At 62.8% G+C, this 17,027-nt stretch carries 16 protein-coding genes; 11 read left to right on the forward strand and 5 right to left on the reverse strand.

The window, feature by feature from the left end:
* Positions 1-124: 124 nt before the first annotated feature.
* Together JJJ17_RS14335 and JJJ17_RS14340 are read left to right on the forward strand one after the other, a co-directional pair.
* On the forward strand, positions 125-991 hold the full coding sequence (locus JJJ17_RS14335; protein ID WP_200687572.1) for a LysR family transcriptional regulator: 867 nt from the start codon (positions 125-127) through the stop codon (positions 989-991).
* Between the two features lie 108 nt (positions 992-1,099).
* Positions 1,100-2,698, forward strand: a complete 1,599-nt coding sequence (locus JJJ17_RS14340; protein ID WP_200687574.1) for a tetratricopeptide repeat protein — start codon at positions 1,100-1,102, stop codon at positions 2,696-2,698.
* Between the two features lie 26 nt (positions 2,699-2,724).
* Here JJJ17_RS14340 and edd read toward each other — a convergent pair whose 3' ends face one another.
* Entirely contained in the window at positions 2,725-4,527 is a 1,803-nt protein-coding gene (gene edd / locus JJJ17_RS14345) for a phosphogluconate dehydratase (RefSeq protein ID WP_200687576.1), read from the reverse strand.
* Positions 4,528-4,695: 168 nt separating this feature from the next.
* Between edd and JJJ17_RS14350 the strand changes: the two genes are divergently transcribed.
* Genes JJJ17_RS14350 through pgi form a run of 5 tightly spaced genes read left to right on the forward strand, consistent with a single transcriptional unit; the run spans position 4,696 to position 10,244 of the window.
* Positions 4,696-5,889 carry an RSP_2647 family RNA methyltransferase gene (locus JJJ17_RS14350; protein WP_200687578.1) on the forward strand — a complete coding sequence of 398 codons (1,194 nt, stop codon included), beginning with the start codon at positions 4,696-4,698 and terminating at the stop codon, positions 5,887-5,889.
* Complete coding sequence (locus JJJ17_RS14355) at positions 5,889-6,428, forward strand: RSP_2648 family PIN domain-containing protein (protein ID WP_200687579.1); 540 nt, start codon at positions 5,889-5,891, stop codon at positions 6,426-6,428. The genes JJJ17_RS14350 and JJJ17_RS14355 overlap by 1 nt, the downstream gene beginning before the upstream one ends.
* Positions 6,429-6,488: 60 nt before the next feature.
* Positions 6,489-7,940, forward strand: coding sequence for a glucose-6-phosphate dehydrogenase (zwf, locus tag JJJ17_RS14360; protein WP_200687581.1), 1,452 nt, complete (start codon positions 6,489-6,491; stop codon positions 7,938-7,940).
* 2 nt (positions 7,941-7,942) lie between these two features.
* Positions 7,943-8,614 (forward strand): 6-phosphogluconolactonase, encoded by a 672-nt coding sequence (gene pgl, locus JJJ17_RS14365; RefSeq protein WP_200687701.1) that lies wholly within the window; start codon positions 7,943-7,945, stop codon positions 8,612-8,614.
* A gap of 19 nt (positions 8,615-8,633) precedes the next feature.
* Positions 8,634-10,244, forward strand: coding sequence for a glucose-6-phosphate isomerase (pgi, locus tag JJJ17_RS14370; RefSeq protein ID WP_200687583.1), 1,611 nt, complete (start codon positions 8,634-8,636; stop codon positions 10,242-10,244).
* A gap of 106 nt (positions 10,245-10,350) precedes the next feature.
* On the opposite strand, the gene JJJ17_RS14375 is transcribed toward pgi, so the two are convergent.
* Entirely contained in the window at positions 10,351-10,944 is a 594-nt protein-coding gene (locus JJJ17_RS14375) for a TetR/AcrR family transcriptional regulator (protein ID WP_200687584.1), read from the reverse strand.
* Positions 10,945-11,098: 154 nt separating this feature from the next.
* Here JJJ17_RS14375 and JJJ17_RS14380 point away from each other — a divergent pair, with 154 nt between their 5' ends.
* From JJJ17_RS14380 to ftsY, 3 genes are all read left to right on the forward strand, one after another.
* Entirely contained in the window at positions 11,099-11,548 is a 450-nt protein-coding gene (locus JJJ17_RS14380; RefSeq protein ID WP_200687586.1) for an abscisic acid-deficient protein Aba4 family protein, read from the forward strand.
* The gene (locus JJJ17_RS14385; RefSeq protein ID WP_200687588.1) at positions 11,545-12,348 is read left to right on the forward strand and encodes a hypothetical protein; all 804 of its coding nucleotides are present in this window, start codon (positions 11,545-11,547) and stop codon (positions 12,346-12,348) included. Before JJJ17_RS14380 ends, JJJ17_RS14385 begins: the two co-directional genes overlap by 4 nt.
* Positions 12,349-12,482: 134 nt before the next feature.
* On the forward strand, positions 12,483-13,511 hold the full coding sequence (gene ftsY / locus JJJ17_RS14390; protein ID WP_200687590.1) for a signal recognition particle-docking protein FtsY: 1,029 nt from the start codon (positions 12,483-12,485) through the stop codon (positions 13,509-13,511).
* Between the two features lie 12 nt (positions 13,512-13,523).
* Here ftsY and hisG read toward each other — a convergent pair whose 3' ends face one another.
* From hisG to hisS, 3 genes are read right to left on the reverse strand one after another with little or no spacing between them, the layout of a single operon-like run.
* Entirely contained in the window at positions 13,524-14,216 is a 693-nt protein-coding gene (hisG, locus tag JJJ17_RS14395; protein ID WP_200687592.1) for an ATP phosphoribosyltransferase, read from the reverse strand.
* Entirely contained in the window at positions 14,213-15,274 is a 1,062-nt protein-coding gene (locus tag JJJ17_RS14400; protein ID WP_234464111.1) for an ATP phosphoribosyltransferase regulatory subunit, read from the reverse strand. The genes hisG and JJJ17_RS14400 overlap by 4 nt, the downstream gene beginning before the upstream one ends.
* A complete protein-coding gene (gene hisS / locus JJJ17_RS14405) occupies positions 15,271-16,752 on the reverse strand; it encodes a histidine--tRNA ligase (protein WP_200687593.1) in 1,482 nt (493 codons plus the stop codon). The genes JJJ17_RS14400 and hisS overlap by 4 nt, the downstream gene beginning before the upstream one ends.
* A gap of 48 nt (positions 16,753-16,800) precedes the next feature.
* Here hisS and JJJ17_RS14410 point away from each other — a divergent pair, with 48 nt between their 5' ends.
* Positions 16,801-17,016, forward strand: coding sequence for a SlyX family protein (locus tag JJJ17_RS14410; RefSeq protein WP_200687595.1), 216 nt, complete (start codon positions 16,801-16,803; stop codon positions 17,014-17,016).
* Positions 17,017-17,027: the final 11 nt, after the last annotated feature.

The following is a 17,027-nucleotide window of genomic DNA, read 5'->3' on the forward strand; positions in this document are numbered from 1 at the left end:
TCATGCATTGCATCAAGTCATGTGATGCTTTGTGCCTTTCTGATTTCCATGATTGATATTTAGGACGGATTGAGCTATTTGTGAAACGAATGGTTTTGATCTGTTCCATCATGGAGATTGAACAATGCGCAATCTGGATATTGCAACGCTGCGGTCGCTTCAGGCGGTTGCCGAATACGGTGCCGTCACCCGCGCGGCGGATGCGCTGAACATGACCCAAAGCGCGTTGTCGATGCAGATGAAACGGCTGGACGAAATCTTCGGGCAACCGATGCTGGTCAAGCAGGGGCGGGGCGTCGTCCTGTCCGATTTCGCGGTGGAATTGCTGATCGAGGGGCGCAAGCTGGTGGCGCTGAACGATGCGATTATCTCGCGTTTCACCGGCGCGCGGTCGCATACGCGGTTGCGGGTCGGGCTGACCAGCGACTGGCTGTTTGCCAAGGTGGCGCAGGCGGTGCGCGAGTTCCGGCAGGATAATGAAGGGGTCGGGCTGATTATCAATGATGGCCGCAGCAAGGATCTGCGCGAGCAGATGCGGCGTGGCGAACATGACGTGATCCTGACGACCGAATTCGACGCGCCTCCGGGGGCGATCCATTTGGCCAAGATCGATCTGGCATGGTTCGGCGCGATTGGCAGCCAAAGCTGGAAGGAACGCCCGCTGCCGGTCGCGAATTCGCCGCATTGCGCCTATTATCCGGTCGGGATGGCGGCGCTGGAAAAGGCCGGGATCGAGACCTATCAGGCGGTTGCCGATGGTGGCAGCGATACGTGGAAAGTGACGGCGGCTGCCGATCTGGGGGTCACGATCCTGCCGCGCGGGATCAATCAGGCGGGTCTGGAACCGATCGAGCATAACGGCGCGCTGCCGCCTTTGCCGCCGACCTGGCTGAACGTCTATGTGGCGGACGGTCCGGCGCGCTGCATTGCCGCCGATTTCGCGGGCTATTTGCGACGCGCGGTGTGCGAAGTGGCCGCGGCGGCGGCTTAAAGCGCGCGATTTTGCGCAATCTTCGGTAGTATTTTTATTATCGTCTTCTCTTGACCGGGGTCATCTGTCAACGTGGTTCGCGCCACGTTGCCTCCGGAGTTTTGCCCCATGGTCGATTCACTCTCACGTCTGGCGATCCTTCACGGGACCGACAAATTCGGACTGCACAGATATACGCCCCACTATTACGATATTTTGCAACATCTTCAGACGGACAGCCTGAAGATGCTGGAGATCGGGGTAGGTGGTTACGGTCACCATGACCGCGGTGGTGAATCGCTTGCGATGTGGCGGGATTTTTTCCCCAATGCCCAGATCACAGGTATCGATATCGAGCGGAAGACGATGGATCTGGGCCCGCGCGTGAAGATCATGCAGGGCAGTCAGGTCGATGCCGATTTTCTGGAGGCGGTGATCGCCGAACGCGGGCCGTTCGACATCATTCTGGACGACGGCAGCCACCTGAATGAGCATGTCGTCGAAACCTTCGATCTGCTGTTTCCGACCCTCGTGCCGGGCGGGATCTATATCGTCGAGGATGTGCAGACCGCGTTCTTTCCGCGCTATGGCGGGTCGCTTGAACTGACCGCGCCGAATACGGTGGGCTTTTTCGGTGGGATGCTGCGCGAGGTTCTTGATGGGTCGCGTCAGGATATCGTCTCGATCCATCGCTTTCATAACATGATCATCCTGCAGAAAGCCGATCCCGACGCGGGCGCTCCCGGCATCGCGGAAGATCGGCGCGTGATTGCGGCGAATGAGGCGGGGCAGTTCACGGAATTGGCCGCTCAGGGTGGCGACGATCCGGCACGGCTGCATGACGCCTTGTCCGGGGCGGGCGATGGTGCGGTCTTCTGCATCAAGGATGTCGCGGCCGACACGGCGCTGCTGGAACAGCTTTTCGCGCAGGTCGATCATCGTGAAATCCTTGTGCATTTCCCGCAGGCCGCGATCCACCCCTCGGCGTCGCGGATTTTGTCTCTGGGCGTTTATCCGGGCGCGTTTCTGATCGAGATCGGGGATAACGATTTCCCGTCGAACTTCGCCTATGACGCCAAGCAGGCGAAAGCCGCTGCGACACTGGAAGCCATGGGGCAGGCCATCCGCGATAAGGATGCCACGGTGACGGGAATCCTGAATTACGCCAATCTCGCGCAGCGGTTTTTTGGCGTCGAAGTGGCGATGGAATTCGTCGAGGAACTTGCGGCGCGCGGATCGACGGATCGGCGCTATTATCATCTGGCCAGCGGCAAGCGTCAGCGGGCAGGTGATTGGGACGCCGTCGTGGCGCTGAATACAGAGGCGCGGGCACATCATCCGCTGGACCCGCAGATCAATGCGATGCTGGGCAAGGGGCTGCGCAAACTGGGGCGGCTGGACGAGGCAGAAGAATGCCTGCGCGCGGCCTACAAATCTCATCCTCGTGTGAACAGTCTGGTGGTCACATTGGCGCAGGTGCTGGAAGCGAAGGGTGAGATCGACGAGGCGATCAGCCTGCACGAGAAATCGATCGATCTTTACAAGCCGCCGATGCGGGTCGCGCAGTTGGGCGTGCTGGTCCGGTTCTGCGAAAAGCACGGGCGACCAGAAAACGCGGTGGCAGCGGCGAAACGGTTGCTTGAGCTTTCACCGGGGGATGAGCTGGCGGTGCAGGTGATTGAAAAACATCGGCAGGCCGTCGGCGCCGACGGCAAGGCGGAGGGCTAAGACAGCCCTCCGGCCATTAGGCTGGTTTACACAACCACGCCTGCGCCTTCGGTTGCGGAACCGGCGGTGGCGCGGAAGACCGAGAACATCTCGCGGCCCATACCCTCGCTGCTGGGACCGGGATCGAACGTCGCCGGGCGGCGATTGTCGAAATCCTCGGCCAAGCAATCAATCGTGCCCATGGTGGCGTCCATCCGGATCAGGTCGCCGTCCCGAACGCGCGACAGCGGGCCACCGACCGAGGCTTCGGGCGAGATGTGGATCGCGGCAGGCACCTTGCCAGACGCTCCGGACATCCGGCCATCGGTCAGCAGAGCCACCTTCAGCCCGCGATCCTGCAGCACGGCCAGCGTCGGCGTCAGTGAATGCAGTTCCGGCATGCCATTGGCGCGCGGGCCCTGGAAACGCACGACGACGATGGTGTCTTCGGTGAACTCGCCTGCCTTGAAGGCAGCTTTGACCGCCTCTTGATCCGAAAAGACGCGGGCCTTCGCTTCGATGACGTGACGCTCGGCCGCAACGGCAGAAACCTTGATGACGCCGCGACCCAGATTGCCTTCAAGCTGTTTCAGACCGCCGGTGACGGCAAAGGGATCGCCGACCGGGCGCAGGATTTTGTCGTTCAGGGTTTCCTTGGCCCCATCTTCCCAGACCACACGCTCGCCTGTCAGTTTCGGCTCGGTCGTGTAGCCGTCAAGGCCGGTGCCGATGATCGTCTTTACGTCCTCATGCAGCATCCCTGCGTCAAGCAACTGACCGATCATGTAGCCGATACCACCTGCGGCGTGGAAATGGTTCACGTCGGCCAGACCGTTCGGATAAACCCGCGCCATCAGCGGCACCGATTCCGAGATGTCGTGGAAATCCTCGATATCGATCAGCACGCCAGCCGCCCGGGCCATTGCCGGGATATGCATGACAAGGTTGGTCGATCCGCCCGTGGTCATCAGCCCGACGATGCCGTTGACGAAGGCTTTCTCGTCAAGGATTTCGCCAGCGGGCAGGTAGTGGTTGCCCAGCTTGGTGATCGCCGCGGCGCGTTCGACGCCTGCCACGGTCAGCGCATCGCGCAAGGGCGTGTTCGGGTTGACGAAGCTGGAGCCGGGCAGATGCAGGCCCATGAACTCCATCAGCATCTGGTTGCTGTTCGCGGTGCCGTAGAAGGTGCAGGTTCCGGCGCTGTGATAAGAGGCCATCTCTGCGGCCATCAAAGCCTCGCGCCCGACCTCGCCTGCGGCGAATTGCTGGCGGACCTTGGATTTTTCGTCATTGGGCAGGCCCGAGGGCATCGGCCCGGCAGGCAGGAAGACAGCGGGGATATGGCCGAAGGTTGCGGCCCCGATCACCAGACCCGGCACGATCTTGTCGCAGACCCCCAGATACAAAGCCGCGTCGAAACAGTCATGCGACAGCGACACACCCGTGGCCAACGCGATCACGTCGCGTGAGAAAAGCGAAAGCTCCATCCCCGCGCGGCCTTGGGTCACGCCGTCGCACATGGCGGGCACGCCGCCCGCGACCTGCACCGTCGCACCGACCGCGTGAGCGGAGCGGCGAATCAGATCCGGGTAACGCTCATAAGGCTGATGCGCCGACAGCATGTCGTTATAGGCCGTCACCACACCGATATTCGGTTTGCGGGTATTGGCCATGTCGTCCTTGTCCGGCATTGCGGCATAGGCATGGGCCTGATTGCCGCAGGACAGGTGGGCTCGGCGTGGACCATCCTCGGCAGCGCGGGCGATTTTCTTCAGATAGGCGGCACGGCTGGCATGCGAACGGTTGCGAATCCGGTCGGTCACTCGATCGATGGTGGCGTTAATGCTCATGTGGCTGGCTCCCGTGACATGTCAGTAGAATAAGTTGTTAGCGTTAACAGTTCAACACCCATTCCGGGGATTTCTGACGCGAAGCGCCTTGGCCCTGTGAAATCCGGGGTTGATCGCTTGTCTGTCTCGGCGCTGCGTGTCACAGCGGGGCGCGAAAGGAATTCTGCCATGACCGATCTTCCCGTCATCCGTCTGCGCCCGAAATCGAAGCCTCAGGCGATTCGGCACGGCTTCCCGTGGGTCTTCGAGGACGAAGCGGTTCTGGACCGGCGCACCAAGGCGCTGGCGGCGGGATCGTTCGCCATTCTTGAGGATGCCGAACGAAAGGCGATGGCGGTGGTGACCGTAAACCCGGCCTCGAAGATCGTGGCGCGGGTGATGGACAGCGATCCCGAGGCGGTGATCGGCGGGGGCTGGTTGCAGGCGCGGCTGCTTCGCGCGCTGAAAATGCGCGAGCGGCTTTATGACGCGCCGTTCTACCGGCTGGTCCATGCCGAATCGGACGGGCTGCCGGGACTGATCGTGGATCGCTTCGGCGATGTGGCGGTGATGCAGCCGAACGCCGCATGGGCCGACGGGATGGCGAGTGAAATCGCCGATGCCTTGGTCGCCGTGACTGGCGTGACGACGGTGATCCTGAACGGGCAGGGACGTGCGCGCAGTCTTGAGGGACTGGCCGAGCGGATGGAGGTTCTGCGCGGCGAGGCTCCGTCAGGGCCGATCGAGGTCGCGATGAATGGCGCGATCTATCTGGCCGATGTGATGGGCGGTCAGAAGACCGGGATTTTCTATGATCAGCGCCCGAACCATGCCTTTGCGCAACGGCTGGTGGATGGGGGCGAGGTGCTGGACGTGTTCAGCCATGTCGGTGGCTTCGGGCTGGCGATGCTGGCGGCAGGGGCAGAGCGCACGACCTGTATCGATGGCAGCGCACCGGCGCTGGAGCTGGTGCGAGGTGGGGCGAAGGCGATGGGCGCGACCGACCGGGTCGAGGTTCTGCAATCCGACGCCTTCAAGGCGCTGGAAGCAATGGCAGCCGAGGGGCGGCGCTTTGACGTTGTCGTCTGCGATCCGCCCGCATTCGCGCCCTCGAAACAGGCTTTGGAGGCCGGGCTGCGCGCTTATGAGCGGGTGGCAAAGCTGGCCGCGCCTTTGGTGAAGCCAGGTGGATATCTGGCGCTATGCTCTTGCAGCCATGCCGCCGATCTGACGGCGTTTCGGAATGCCTCGGCACGGGGGATCGGGCGGGGCGGTCGGCGGTCAGTGCTGATCCATTCCGGGCAGGCCGGGCCTGATCATCCGACGCTGCCGCAACTGGCCGAAACCGGCTATCTCAAGGCGCTGTTCTTCAGGCTGGACTGATGAAGGCGGTTCTGGACGCCAATGTGCTGTTCCCGACGATTCTTCGCGAGATCCTGATCGATCTTGCAAAGGCAGGTCTGTATCAGCCGCTGTGGTCAGGCCGCATCCTTGCCGAGTGGCGACATGCGGCGGCACGGCTTGGGGCGGATCAGGATGCGGTGGCAGGGGCCGAGATCGCCTTGCTGCACGCCGATTTTCCCGATGCCGCGATGCCCGATGACGGGGTGCGGGCCATCGATCTGGATTTTCCCGACCCCGCCGACCGGCACGTGGCCGAGGCCGCGCTGGCTGGCGGTGCCGGGGTGATCGTCACCGCGAATCTGCGGGATTTTCCACAGTATTTGATGCAAGCCCTTGGCCTTCGGGCCATTCATCCCGATAGTTTTCTGCTTGATCTCCATCGCGGCAATCCGGCCCTTGTCGTGGGGGCCGTGCATGGCGCACATGAGAAAGCCACAAGAATGGGCAGCACGATGACCGTTGCCGAAATGCTGAAGCGCAGCCGACTGCCACGCCTGAACAAAGCTCTGAAAGGTTGAAGACAGTTGCTGTTAACGCTAACGAAAGATATGAGAAGTGCTGACGTCAAGGAGGACAGCATGGTTTCGCGCGTCATACCCGTGGAAGATTTCGACCTGGTGATTTTCGGTGCGACCGGCGATCTTGCCCATCGCAAGATCCTGCCCGGCCTGTTCCGCCGCTTCGAGGCGGGGCAAATTCCCGAAACCTCTCAGATCATTGGCGCGGCGCGCACGGAACAGGATGACGACGCTTTCCGCAAGGAGGCCGAGGCTTCGATTATCGAATTCGGCGGCGTCAAGAAAAGCAATCCGAATCTGGCGAAGTTTCTGCAACTGCTGGGCTATGTGCCGATCGACGCAAAGGGCGACGGCGGTTGGGAAGCGCTGAAAAGCCGCATCCGCGACGACAAGGTCCACGCCTTCTACTTCTCGGTCGCGCCCGCGCTATTCGGGGACATTGCCGAGCGGCTGGCGAATTACGGCATCGCCGATGAGGACAGCCGGATCGTCGTCGAAAAACCCTTTGGCCGCGATCTGGCCACCGCGAAGGCGCTGAACGCCACACTGGCCCAGCATTTTGCGGAACATCAGATCTACCGGATCGATCACTATCTGGGCAAGGAAACGGTTCAGAACCTGATGGCCGTGCGCTTTGCCAACGTCCTGTTCGAGCCGCTGTGGAACGCGCAATACGTGGATCACGTCCAGATCACCGTGGCCGAAACGGTGGGCGTCGCCGGGCGTGGCAGCTATTACGACAAATCCGGGGCGATCCGGGACATGGTGCAGAACCACATGATGCAGCTTCTGTGCCTGATCGCGATGGAGCCGCCCTATCACTTCGATCCGAACGCCGTCCGCGATGAGAAGTTGAAGGTGATCCGCGCGCTGGAGCCGGTAGAGAACGGCGATATCGTTCGCGGCCAGTATCAGGGCGACGGCAAAAACGGCGGCTATCTGGAAGACGCCGAAGACCCGGATTCGCGCACCGAAAGCTATGTGGCGATGAAGGTCCGCATCTCGAACTGGCGGTGGCAGGGCACGCCCTTCTATCTGCGCACCGGCAAGAAACTGCGGGCGCGGACCAGCGAGATCGCCATCATCTTCAAGGAACCGCCGCATTCGATCTTCGACGATACCGGCCATCCGAAAGCCAATGAACTTGTCATCCGCCTGCAACCCAACGAGGGTATGAACCTGAAGGTGATGATCAAGGAACCGGGGCCGGGCGGGATGCGGTTGGTGCAGGTGCCGCTGGACATGTCTTTCGCCGATGCGCTTGGGGCAGAGGGGGCCGATATGCCCGACGCCTATGAGCGGCTGATCATGGACGTGATCCGGGGCAACCAGACCCTGTTCATGCGCGGCGACGAGGTTGAGGCGGCATGGGCCTGGACCGATCCGATCATTACCGCGTGGGAAGACAGCAAACGCCGTCCCGAACCCTATGACGCGGGATCTTCGGGACCGGAAGAGGCGTTGCGCCTGATGCACCGCGACAACCGACGCTGGAGGGAGATCAGGTCATGAGCATGGAGTTCATCGAATATCCCGACCGGGAGCTGCTGTCCCTGTCGCTGGCTGACAAGCTTGCCTCGCAACTGGCGCAGCATCTGCGCTCGAACGAAAAGGCCAGCTTTTGTGTGCCGGGCGGCACCACTCCGGTTCCGATCTTCGAGACTTTGAGCGGCACCGATCTGGACTGGGACCGGGTGACGATCTTTCTGGGCGACGAACGTTGGGTGGATGGCGAACACAAACGCTCGAACGGGCGGCTCTTGCGGCGGCATCTGTTGCGCGACAAGGCGGCGGCTGCGAATTACATCGACTTCTATACCGGCGATGAAAGCCCCGACGCGGCCGAGGCGGTTCTGGCCGAACGCCTGACCCCGCATTTCCCGATCACGGTGGCGCTGCTGGGCATGGGCAATGACATGCATACCGCCAGCCTGTTCCCCGGTGCCGACCGTTTGGCCGAGGGGCTGTCGAATGACGCCCCGCCGGTTCTGGCGATGCGGGCCGAGGGCGCGGGTGAACCGCGCCTGACCCTGACCCGCCCGGTTCTGGCGAAAGCCATCAATATCCATGTCCTGATCATGGGCCCGGAAAAGCGCGAGGCGCTGGAACAGGCGCAGAAGCTGGACCCGATCGAAGCCCCGATCCGCGCCTTCCTTGACGCGGCGACCGTCCACTGGGCCGAATAACGCTGAGGAGCCTCCCCCGATGACCGATAAATGGAGCCGGTTGAAATCCTACCGTCAGTCGCAGGGGGATTGTCGGATCACCGATCTGTTCGCCCGTGATGAAGACCGGGCCGACGGTTTCTGTACCAGTGCCGATGGTCTGGCCTTCGACTGGTCGAAAACACTGATCGATGCGGGCGCGCGCGATCTGCTGATCGAACTGGCGGAAGGCGCCGACGTGGCGGGTCGCCGCGACGCGATGTTCACCGGCCAGAAGATCAATGAGACCGAGGGCCGGGCGGTCCTGCACACGGCGCTGCGCAATCTGTCGGGCAGCGTTCAGGTGGATGGTCAGGATGTCATGCCCGAGGTGCGGCGGATCCACGACCTGATGGCCGATTTCGCCCGTGACGTGCGGTCGGGCGCGTTTACGGGGCAGGGCGGCAAGATCACCGATGTCGTGAATATCGGCATCGGCGGCTCCGATCTTGGTCCGTTCATGGCGGTGCTGGCGATGGCGCCCTATCATGACGGTCCGCGGACGCATTTCGTCTCGAATGTCGATGGCGCGGATATTGCCGATACGCTGAAGGGTCTGGACCCGGCGACCACGCTGGTCATCGTGGCCTCGAAAACCTTCACCACCATCGAGACGATGACCAATGCCCGCACCGCGCGGGACTGGATGGCGAAGGTCGTCAGCGAACCTGCGGCGCAATTTGCGGCCCTGTCTTCGGCCACCGACAAGACCGCTGAATTCGGCATCGACGCATCGCGCGTGTTCGGTTTCGAAGATTGGGTTGGCGGGCGTTATTCGGTCTGGGGCCCGATCGGTTTGTCGCTGATGCTGGCAATCGGGCCAGAGCGGTTCGATGAATTTCTGGCGGGCGGCGCGGCGATGGACAGCCATTTCCGCGAGGCACCTTTCGCGGAAAACCTGCCGGTCCTGCTGGCCTTGGTCGGCATCTGGCACCACCAGATCTGCGGTTTTCCGACCCGCGCAGTTCTGCCCTATGACAACCGCCTGATCCGGCTGCCTGCCTATCTGCAACAGCTTGAGATGGAATCGAATGGCAAGGGCGTGGCGATGGACGGAGCCTCGCTTGAGGTGCCGTCAGGTCCGGTCGTCTGGGGCGAGCCCGGCACCAATGGCCAGCACGCGTTCTACCAGTTGATCCATCAGGGCACGATGCCGGTGCCTTGCGAATTCATCCTCGCCGCGAATGGCCACGAGGATGAGCTTGCCCATCACCACATCCTGCTGGCCGCGAATTGCCTCGCCCAGTCCGAGGCGCTGATGCGCGGCCGGACGCTGGACGAGGCGCTGGCGCTGATGGCGGCGAAGGGTCTGGAAGGGGCAGAGCTTGACCGTCAGGCCCGCCACCGCGTCTTCCCCGGCAACCGTCCGTCCACGACGCTGCTGATCGGGCAACTGACGCCCTTCACGCTGGGCCAGATCGTCGCGCTTTATGAGCATCGGGTGTTTGTCGAGGGCGTGATCCTTGGCATCAACAGCTTCGATCAATGGGGTGTCGAACTGGGCAAGGAACTGGCCCTGAAGGTCGAGCCGCTTCTGAAGGGCGAGGATGCACCGGGTCATGATCCCTCGACCGAACATCTGGCCGAACTGTTCCGCGAAATGCGCGGCTGAGACGAGGCGGGGGGCGATATGCCCCCCAGCCATCTTTCGCACACATTGCTTGCGTCCTCGAAATATCCAGCCTGAATGATCCGCGCGGCAGGGGCGGCGGCGCAGATCAGTCGATATAGGAAAAGCCGGGGATGACGGTCGCGACATCAGGCGGCGCGATACCGCCGCAGCGCGCCGTTCCCGCTTCCTGTGAAGCATAGAGATGCGCATAGCCGTGGACGAACGACCACAGCATCATCTCGGTCCGCAAGGCCGCGTCGGGTCCGCTGGCCTTGTCCCAGTCGATACGCTCGGCAATCCCTTTCAGCACCGCATAACTTTCCCGCGCCGCAGCAGTCAGGTCCGGGTCGCGCAAGGTGCCGCGCACAGGTGAAAACATCAGGGCGAACAGGGCGGGATTTTCCCGGGCGAACCGGACATAGCCGTGCATCGCCGCCGCCAACTGCTCAGGGCGCGATGATTCCGGCGTGATGCCTTCCTGCATATAGGCTTTGTGGCGACGGTATCCTTCCGCAGCGATTGCCGCCAGCAGACCGTTCAGACCGTCGAAGTGATTGCGCGGCGCCGCGTGGCTTACCCCTGCTTTCGCGGCGATTGCGCGCAAGGACAGGCCGGGCAATCCCTCTTCTTCGAGAATGTCGATGCCAGCCCGCAACAGCGCGTTCTTGAGATCGCCGTGATGGTATTTCCGTGCCTTCATGGGGCGGTTCTATGCCGAGTTGTTTCCACTGTCTACATTCTGCTTGTCGTAGGACGCTTTTCGCGTATGTTTACGATGTAAATATCAGTTCGATCAGGTCCATTTTTCTTACAGTCATATCCGCGTCGGCAACGACGGACTATGGAGGATTGCGATGGAATGGGAAGCCGTTTTCGGCCTTGTGAACATGCTGGCTTTGGCATGTTGGGCGGTTCTGATCGTCATGCCCCGGGCCGGCCGTTGGGCCTATCTGGGTGTCGCGCCGCGATGGGTGGTGCCGCTGGTCTTCTCGGCGCTTTATACGATGCTGGTGATGATCTATTTCGCCGAAACGGGTGGAGGCTATGACTCGGTCGCGGCGGTGCGAAGGCTGTTCGCCTCGGACCCGATGCTGTTGGCGGGCTGGCTGCACTTTCTTGCCTTCGACCTTTTGGTGGGCTGCCTGATCGCCGACCGGATGGACCGCGCAGGCGTCCACCGCGTCGTGCAGGCCGGGCCGCTTCTGGCGGTGTTCCTGTTCGGACCGGCGGGCTTGCTGTTTGGTCTGGCGGTTGAGCTGGCTTACCGTGCCCAGAACGCGCGTAGGACGGGGGGCGAGGGATGACCGTCACGGCAAAGATTACCGACGACGCCGGGCCTGCGACGCGGATATACGGCGCCTTGACGATCATCTCTCTGGCGCTTGCGGCGATCATGCTTCCACCGCTGCTGCTGGATCAGCGCCGGCTTGATGGCATCGGGGTCTGGCTCAAGCCGATGAAGTTCTCGCTGTCATTCTGCGTGTATTTCGCGACCTTGGCGCTGGTTGAAAACCGTCTGACGCCGGAGGCATTGAATGGCCGTCCGATGCGCTGGACGGGTATGGTGATCGCCGGAGCCTTCATCTTCGAGATGGGCTATATCATGACGCAGGCCGGTCGCGCCGAGCATTCGCATTTCAACGAAACCACGCCCCATCATAGCGTTATGTATATGCTGATGGGCATCGGTGCCGTCTGCCTGGTCTGTGGTGCCGCGGTCGTCGGATGGGTCGCGCGGCGCGATATCCACGCCCGCTTTGGGCCTGCCCTACGCGAGGGCGTGTTTCTTGGCCTGACCGTTTCGTTGATTCCGACGCTTCTCATCGCCGGGTATCTTGGCCGCAACGGCTCTCATTTTGTTGGGTTTCACCCCGAAAATGCGCCGGTCATACCGCTGTTCGGCTGGTCGCTGGCGACGGGCGATTTGCGCCCGGCGCATTTCCTGTCTCTGCATGCGATGCAGGTGCTGCCAATTGCCGGGTTGCTGTTTGACTGGCGGCATATCGGTATCCGCCCCCTATGGCTTGTGGCCGGTATCTACGTCCTGCTGTGCCTGGCCCTCTTCTCTCAGGCTCTCATGGGACTTCCGCTGATCCGCCTGTGAGCGCGCGTCCGATCAAAGGGCAGAGCGTTGCATGGCCCCCAATAGATATTTTCACCACCAAAGCACGCATGGCCGGGCTTTCCCTTGCCCCGACGAATGATTAGGTTCGGGCGGACCAGAAGGATCGGGGGCATATGTCGTTTTTCGGTAAACTGCGCGAGCGGCTGACACGCTCTTCGTCGAAGATCGGCGAAGGTCTGGACGGGATCGTGGGCGAAGGCGCGCCCGAGCCAGCCGCCGACCCGACCCCCGTGCCCGATCCCATCGTACCCGCCCCCGCGACCGGCTTCGTTGGCCGCCTCTTTGGTCGCGCCGATGCCCAGCCCGAGGAACCACGCCGGGCCTTGGATGACGAGATGCTGGAAGAGCTGGAGAATATGTTGGTTCAGGCCGATCTTGGCGTCGAGACCGCCCTGCGCGTGACCGCCAATATCGCCGAAGGTAGGATGGGGCGCCGCCTGTCCTCGACCGAGTTAAAGGAATTGCTGGCGGGTGAGATCGCCCGGATCATGGCCCCGGTCGCCCGTCCTTTGCCGCTATATCCGAAAAAGCCGCAGGTGGTGCTGGTCGTCGGCGTCAACGGTGCGGGCAAGACCACCACCATCGGCAAACTGGCAAGCCAGTTCCGCGCGGCGGGTAAATCCGTGGTGATTGCCGCGGGCGATACGTTCCGCGCCGCAGCGGTCGAGCAGTTGCAGGTCTGGGGTCAGCGAGCGGGTGTGCCGGTCATGGTCGCGGCGCAAGGCTCGGACCCGGCAAGTCTTGCTTTCGATGCGATGACCAAGGCCGAGGCCGACGGTGCCGATCTTCTGATGATCGACACGGCTGGTCGCCTGCAGAACCGTCAGGATCTGATGGAGGAACTGGCAAAGATCGTCCGCGTCATCCGCAAGAAAGACCCCTCGGCGCCCCATAACACGCTGCTGGTGCTGGATGCAACGACCGGGCAAAACGCGCTCAATCAGGTCGAGACGTTCCAGAAACTTGCCGATGTCTCGGGTCTCGTGATGACCAAACTGGACGGCACCGCGCGCGGTGGCGTGCTGGTCGCCTTGGCCGACCGCTTCGGCCTGCCGATCCATGCCATCGGTGTTGGCGAACAGATCGACGACCTAGACGCCTTCGATGCGAACGACTTTGCCCGCGCCCTTGTCGGTCTCTGATTTCTTCGTTGTCTAAATACCGTCTGTCGCGGCCACGCCAAGCTGCGCCAGAAATTTCCGCATCCCGCCATCCATCGCCGCGCGATTGGCGAAGAGCGTCGCCTGCGACCGCAAGATCGGCTCTCCCGCGAGTATCTTCAGATTGTTCGCCTGAAGGGTTGCGCCGGAACTGGTGATATCCGCAATCGCCTCGGCGGTCTGATTGGCCACTGTGCCCTCGGTCGCGCCTTGCGAATCGACAAGCTGGTAATCGGCCACCTCATGCTGGGCCAGCCATGCCCGGACCAGCCGGTGATATTTCGTCGCGATCCGCAGCCGGAAGCCATGCACAGCCCGGAAATCGCGGGCGATGCTGGCCAAATCGTCCAGCCCCTCGCAATCGCGCCAGCATTCCGGCACCGCAAGGATCAGATCGGCATGTCCGAAGCCCATAGGCGCCACCTCGGCCAAATCGGATGCCCAGCCGGGCAGCTTTTCCCGCACCAGATCGGTGCCGGTCACGCCCAGTTCGATCCGTCCGGCCGCCAATTCGCGCGGAATCTCGCCCGCCGACAGCAGCACCAGCGAGACACCATCCGCCCCCTCGACCCGGCCTGCATATTCGCGATCCGAACCGGCACGCGACAGCCGCACACCACGGGCCGCGAACCAGTCGAAAGTCTGCTCCATCAGTCGCCCCTTGGACGGTACGCCCAGCCGGATCATTGTCCCGCCTCCAGTTCCGCGATCAGGCCGGGACGGATGATGCCGCCGACGGCAGGAATGGCGCGGCCCTTGCCCAGCACCGCCATCAGCGCGTCATAGCGCCCGCCCGTCGCGACCGGGGGCCAGTCGGCGTGGCGGGACAGGAAGCTGAAGGTGAAGCCGTCGTAATATTCCATATTGTGCCGCCCGTGGCTGGCATCGAAGATGATCGTTGCCGGATCGATCCCCAACCGGGCGATATGGGCGAACCGATCGGCGATCCGGCTGACGGCCTCGCTGATCGCGGGGACCTCGGTGGCAAGTTCGGTCAGGCGTTCCAATGCCAGCGGCGCGATGTCCCGCACCGCGAACAGCCGCGACAGCCGGTCGGACCAGATGGCGGGCAGGGCAGGTTCAGCCCCGTCGGACTGCAATCGTGCGATCCGCGCCGCCATCTCATCCTCGCCGCGCAGCCCGGCCCAAGGCACCGCGCCCGCCGCGAAATCCCTTGAACGGGGAGGGGCAGAGAACCGGTCCAGCAACCGCTGAAACCGCCCCGGCCGCCAGATGTGGTGCAGCAGCGCATCGCAGCGCGCGGCGGGCAGGGGCAGGCCGCGCACGGCGTCCAGAAGCAGGCCCATATCGCCGGTTTCCGCCGTCAGATCGTAACCCGCAAGCTGGTGGTAGAACAAAGCAAAGGTTTCCGCATCTGCCCCAGCCTCGCGGCTGAACAGCTCGAACCCGCATTGCAGATATTCGTTGTCGCGCGGGTTCTCGGGGCGGGTATCGCCCATGTCCTGCTTGCGAAAAACCTCGCCCAGATAGCAATAGCGGGCAGGCTCGGCCCCGCCCGACATGTGCATCTGCACGACCGGCACGGTGAAATCCGGGCGCAACATCACCTCGCCCCGGATCGGGTCGGTGGTAACATAGGCGCGGGCGCGGATATCCTCGCCGTAAAGATCCAGCAGCGTTTCAGCAGGCAGCAGCAGATCGGGCGCAACCTCGACCGCCCCGGCCTCACGGAACCCGTCCAGCAGGCGCTGCCCGATCCGCTGCTTGTCGCGCTTCGGGATCATCCGAGGATCCGCTTGACTTCCGCCACCAGATCGGCGCGGGCAACCTCGGTCTGCGCGGGCTGAGCCTTCCATTCGTCAAGGCTGGCCTCGGCGGCGATCTTCGCGCCAAGGATCAGGTCTTTCACCTGCACCACGCCGCGCTCTGCCTCGTCCCCGCCCTGAATGATCGCGACCGGAGCGCCACGTTTGTCGGCATATTTCAACTGGTTGCCAAAGTTTTTCGGATTGCCCAGATAGACCTCGGCCCGGACGCCCGCCGCGCGCAGCTCGGACGCCATTGCCTGATAATCGGCCATCCGGTCCCGGTCCATGACCGTCACCACAACCGGCCCGGCTGTATCCGCGCCCGCCAGCCCCTTCGCCCGCAAAGCCGCCAACAGCCGGTCCACGCCGATGGAAACGCCAGTAGCCGGAACCTTCTGCCCTGTGAACCGCTCGACCAAACCGTCATAGCGACCACCCCCGGCAACGCTGCCGAATTGCCGCTTGCGACCCTTTTCATCAAGGATTTCAAAGGTCAGCTCAGCCTCAAACACCGGCCCGGTATAATAGCCAAGCCCGCGCACGATTGAGGGGTCAATGATCGCCCGATCTTCGCCCACGCCCATCGCGGCCAGCATGTCGCTGATCTGTGCAAGCTCATCGACGCCTTCGAGACCGATTACCGAAGCACCCACGGCCTCGCGCAGATTGACCAAGGTTTCGCCATTTGTCGCGCCCTTCGATGTCAGGAAGGCCAGCACCGGCTGCGCCTGCGCCTCGCTCAGCCCGACGCCGTCAATCTCGGCCCCGCTGTCATCCTTGCGACCGACGGTCAGCAAAGCCAGCACGCCCTCGCGTCCCACCTTGTCGAACTTGTCGATCTGGCGCAGCACATCCTCGGCCTGATCGGCGCGCACCTCGGCGGCCTCAAGCACTCCGTTCAGAACCTTGCGATTGTTGATCCGCACGATGTAATCGCCCCGCGCGATCCCCACGGCTTCCAGCGCATCGGCCAGCATGGCGCAAACCTCGGCATCCGCCGCGACCGAGGCCGATCCCACCGTATCCGCATCGCATTGATAAAACTGTCGGAATCGTCCCGGACCGGGCTTTTCGTTCCGCCAGACGGGGCCCATCGCATAGCGACGATAGGGCGCGGGCAAATCATTGCGAAACTGCGCCGCCACCCGCGCCAGAGGCGCTGTCAGGTCATAGCGCAGTGCCAGCCAGTCGCCCGAACCGCCGCCCGGAACCGCCTCTTCCTGCCATGCAAAGACACCGGCGTTCGGACGGTCCACATCTGGCAGGAATTTCCCCAAAGCCTCGACCGTCTCGACGGCGCTGGTTTCCAGCGGGTCGAAGCCGTGGCGATGATAGACTTCCGCAATACGGTCTAGCATCGTCTTGCGTTCCGTCACATCCGCGCCAAAATAGTCGCGGAAGCCCTTTGGCGTCTCGGCCTTGGGACGGGGCTGCTTTTTCTGATCTTTTGCCATGTGCGCGTCTTTCGAGGGTCCGTGGCTGCTCTAACGGAAGGGGGCGCAATGGACAAGAACGACGACCGCATCCGCCAGCTTGAAGAAGCGATGGCGCATCTGACCCGGGTGACCGAGGATCTCAGCGAAGTCATCGCGCGTCAGGACGGCGAAATCGCCCGCCTTTCGCGCCGCCTTCACCTGCTGATGCAGGCCGAGGCTGAACGCGAGGCCGATGCGTCCGGCTCGATTCCGCTGGCCGACCAACGCCCGCCCCATTACTAGGGGCAAGGCTC

This window comes from Paracoccus caeni (assembly GCF_016629665.1).
Lineage (GTDB): Bacteria > Pseudomonadota > Alphaproteobacteria > Rhodobacterales > Rhodobacteraceae > Paracoccus > Paracoccus caeni.

Bases quoted from the DNA above. Each gene is read 5' to 3' on its own strand.
- JJJ17_RS14335 (WP_200687572.1), top strand. From the start codon at position 125: ATGCGCAATCTGGATATTGCAACGCTGCGGTCGCTTCAGGCGGTTGCC.
- JJJ17_RS14340 (WP_200687574.1), top strand. From the start codon at position 1,100: ATGGTCGATTCACTCTCACGTCTGGCGATCCTTCACGGGACCGACAAA.
- edd (WP_200687576.1), bottom strand. From the start codon at position 4,527: ATGAGCATTAACGCCACCATCGATCGAGTGACCGACCGGATTCGCAAC.
- JJJ17_RS14350 (WP_200687578.1), top strand. From the start codon at position 4,696: ATGACCGATCTTCCCGTCATCCGTCTGCGCCCGAAATCGAAGCCTCAG.
- JJJ17_RS14355 (WP_200687579.1), top strand. From the start codon at position 5,889: ATGAAGGCGGTTCTGGACGCCAATGTGCTGTTCCCGACGATTCTTCGC.
- zwf (WP_200687581.1), top strand. From the start codon at position 6,489: ATGGTTTCGCGCGTCATACCCGTGGAAGATTTCGACCTGGTGATTTTC.
- pgl (WP_200687701.1), top strand. From the start codon at position 7,943: ATGGAGTTCATCGAATATCCCGACCGGGAGCTGCTGTCCCTGTCGCTG.
- pgi (WP_200687583.1), top strand. From the start codon at position 8,634: ATGACCGATAAATGGAGCCGGTTGAAATCCTACCGTCAGTCGCAGGGG.
- JJJ17_RS14375 (WP_200687584.1), bottom strand. From the start codon at position 10,944: ATGAAGGCACGGAAATACCATCACGGCGATCTCAAGAACGCGCTGTTG.
- JJJ17_RS14380 (WP_200687586.1), top strand. From the start codon at position 11,099: ATGGAATGGGAAGCCGTTTTCGGCCTTGTGAACATGCTGGCTTTGGCA.
- JJJ17_RS14385 (WP_200687588.1), top strand. From the start codon at position 11,545: ATGACCGTCACGGCAAAGATTACCGACGACGCCGGGCCTGCGACGCGG.
- ftsY (WP_200687590.1), top strand. From the start codon at position 12,483: ATGTCGTTTTTCGGTAAACTGCGCGAGCGGCTGACACGCTCTTCGTCG.
- hisG (WP_200687592.1), bottom strand. From the start codon at position 14,216: ATGATCCGGCTGGGCGTACCGTCCAAGGGGCGACTGATGGAGCAGACT.
- JJJ17_RS14400 (WP_234464111.1), bottom strand. From the start codon at position 15,274: ATGATCCCGAAGCGCGACAAGCAGCGGATCGGGCAGCGCCTGCTGGAC.
- hisS (WP_200687593.1), bottom strand. From the start codon at position 16,752: ATGGCAAAAGATCAGAAAAAGCAGCCCCGTCCCAAGGCCGAGACGCCA.
- JJJ17_RS14410 (WP_200687595.1), top strand. From the start codon at position 16,801: ATGGACAAGAACGACGACCGCATCCGCCAGCTTGAAGAAGCGATGGCG.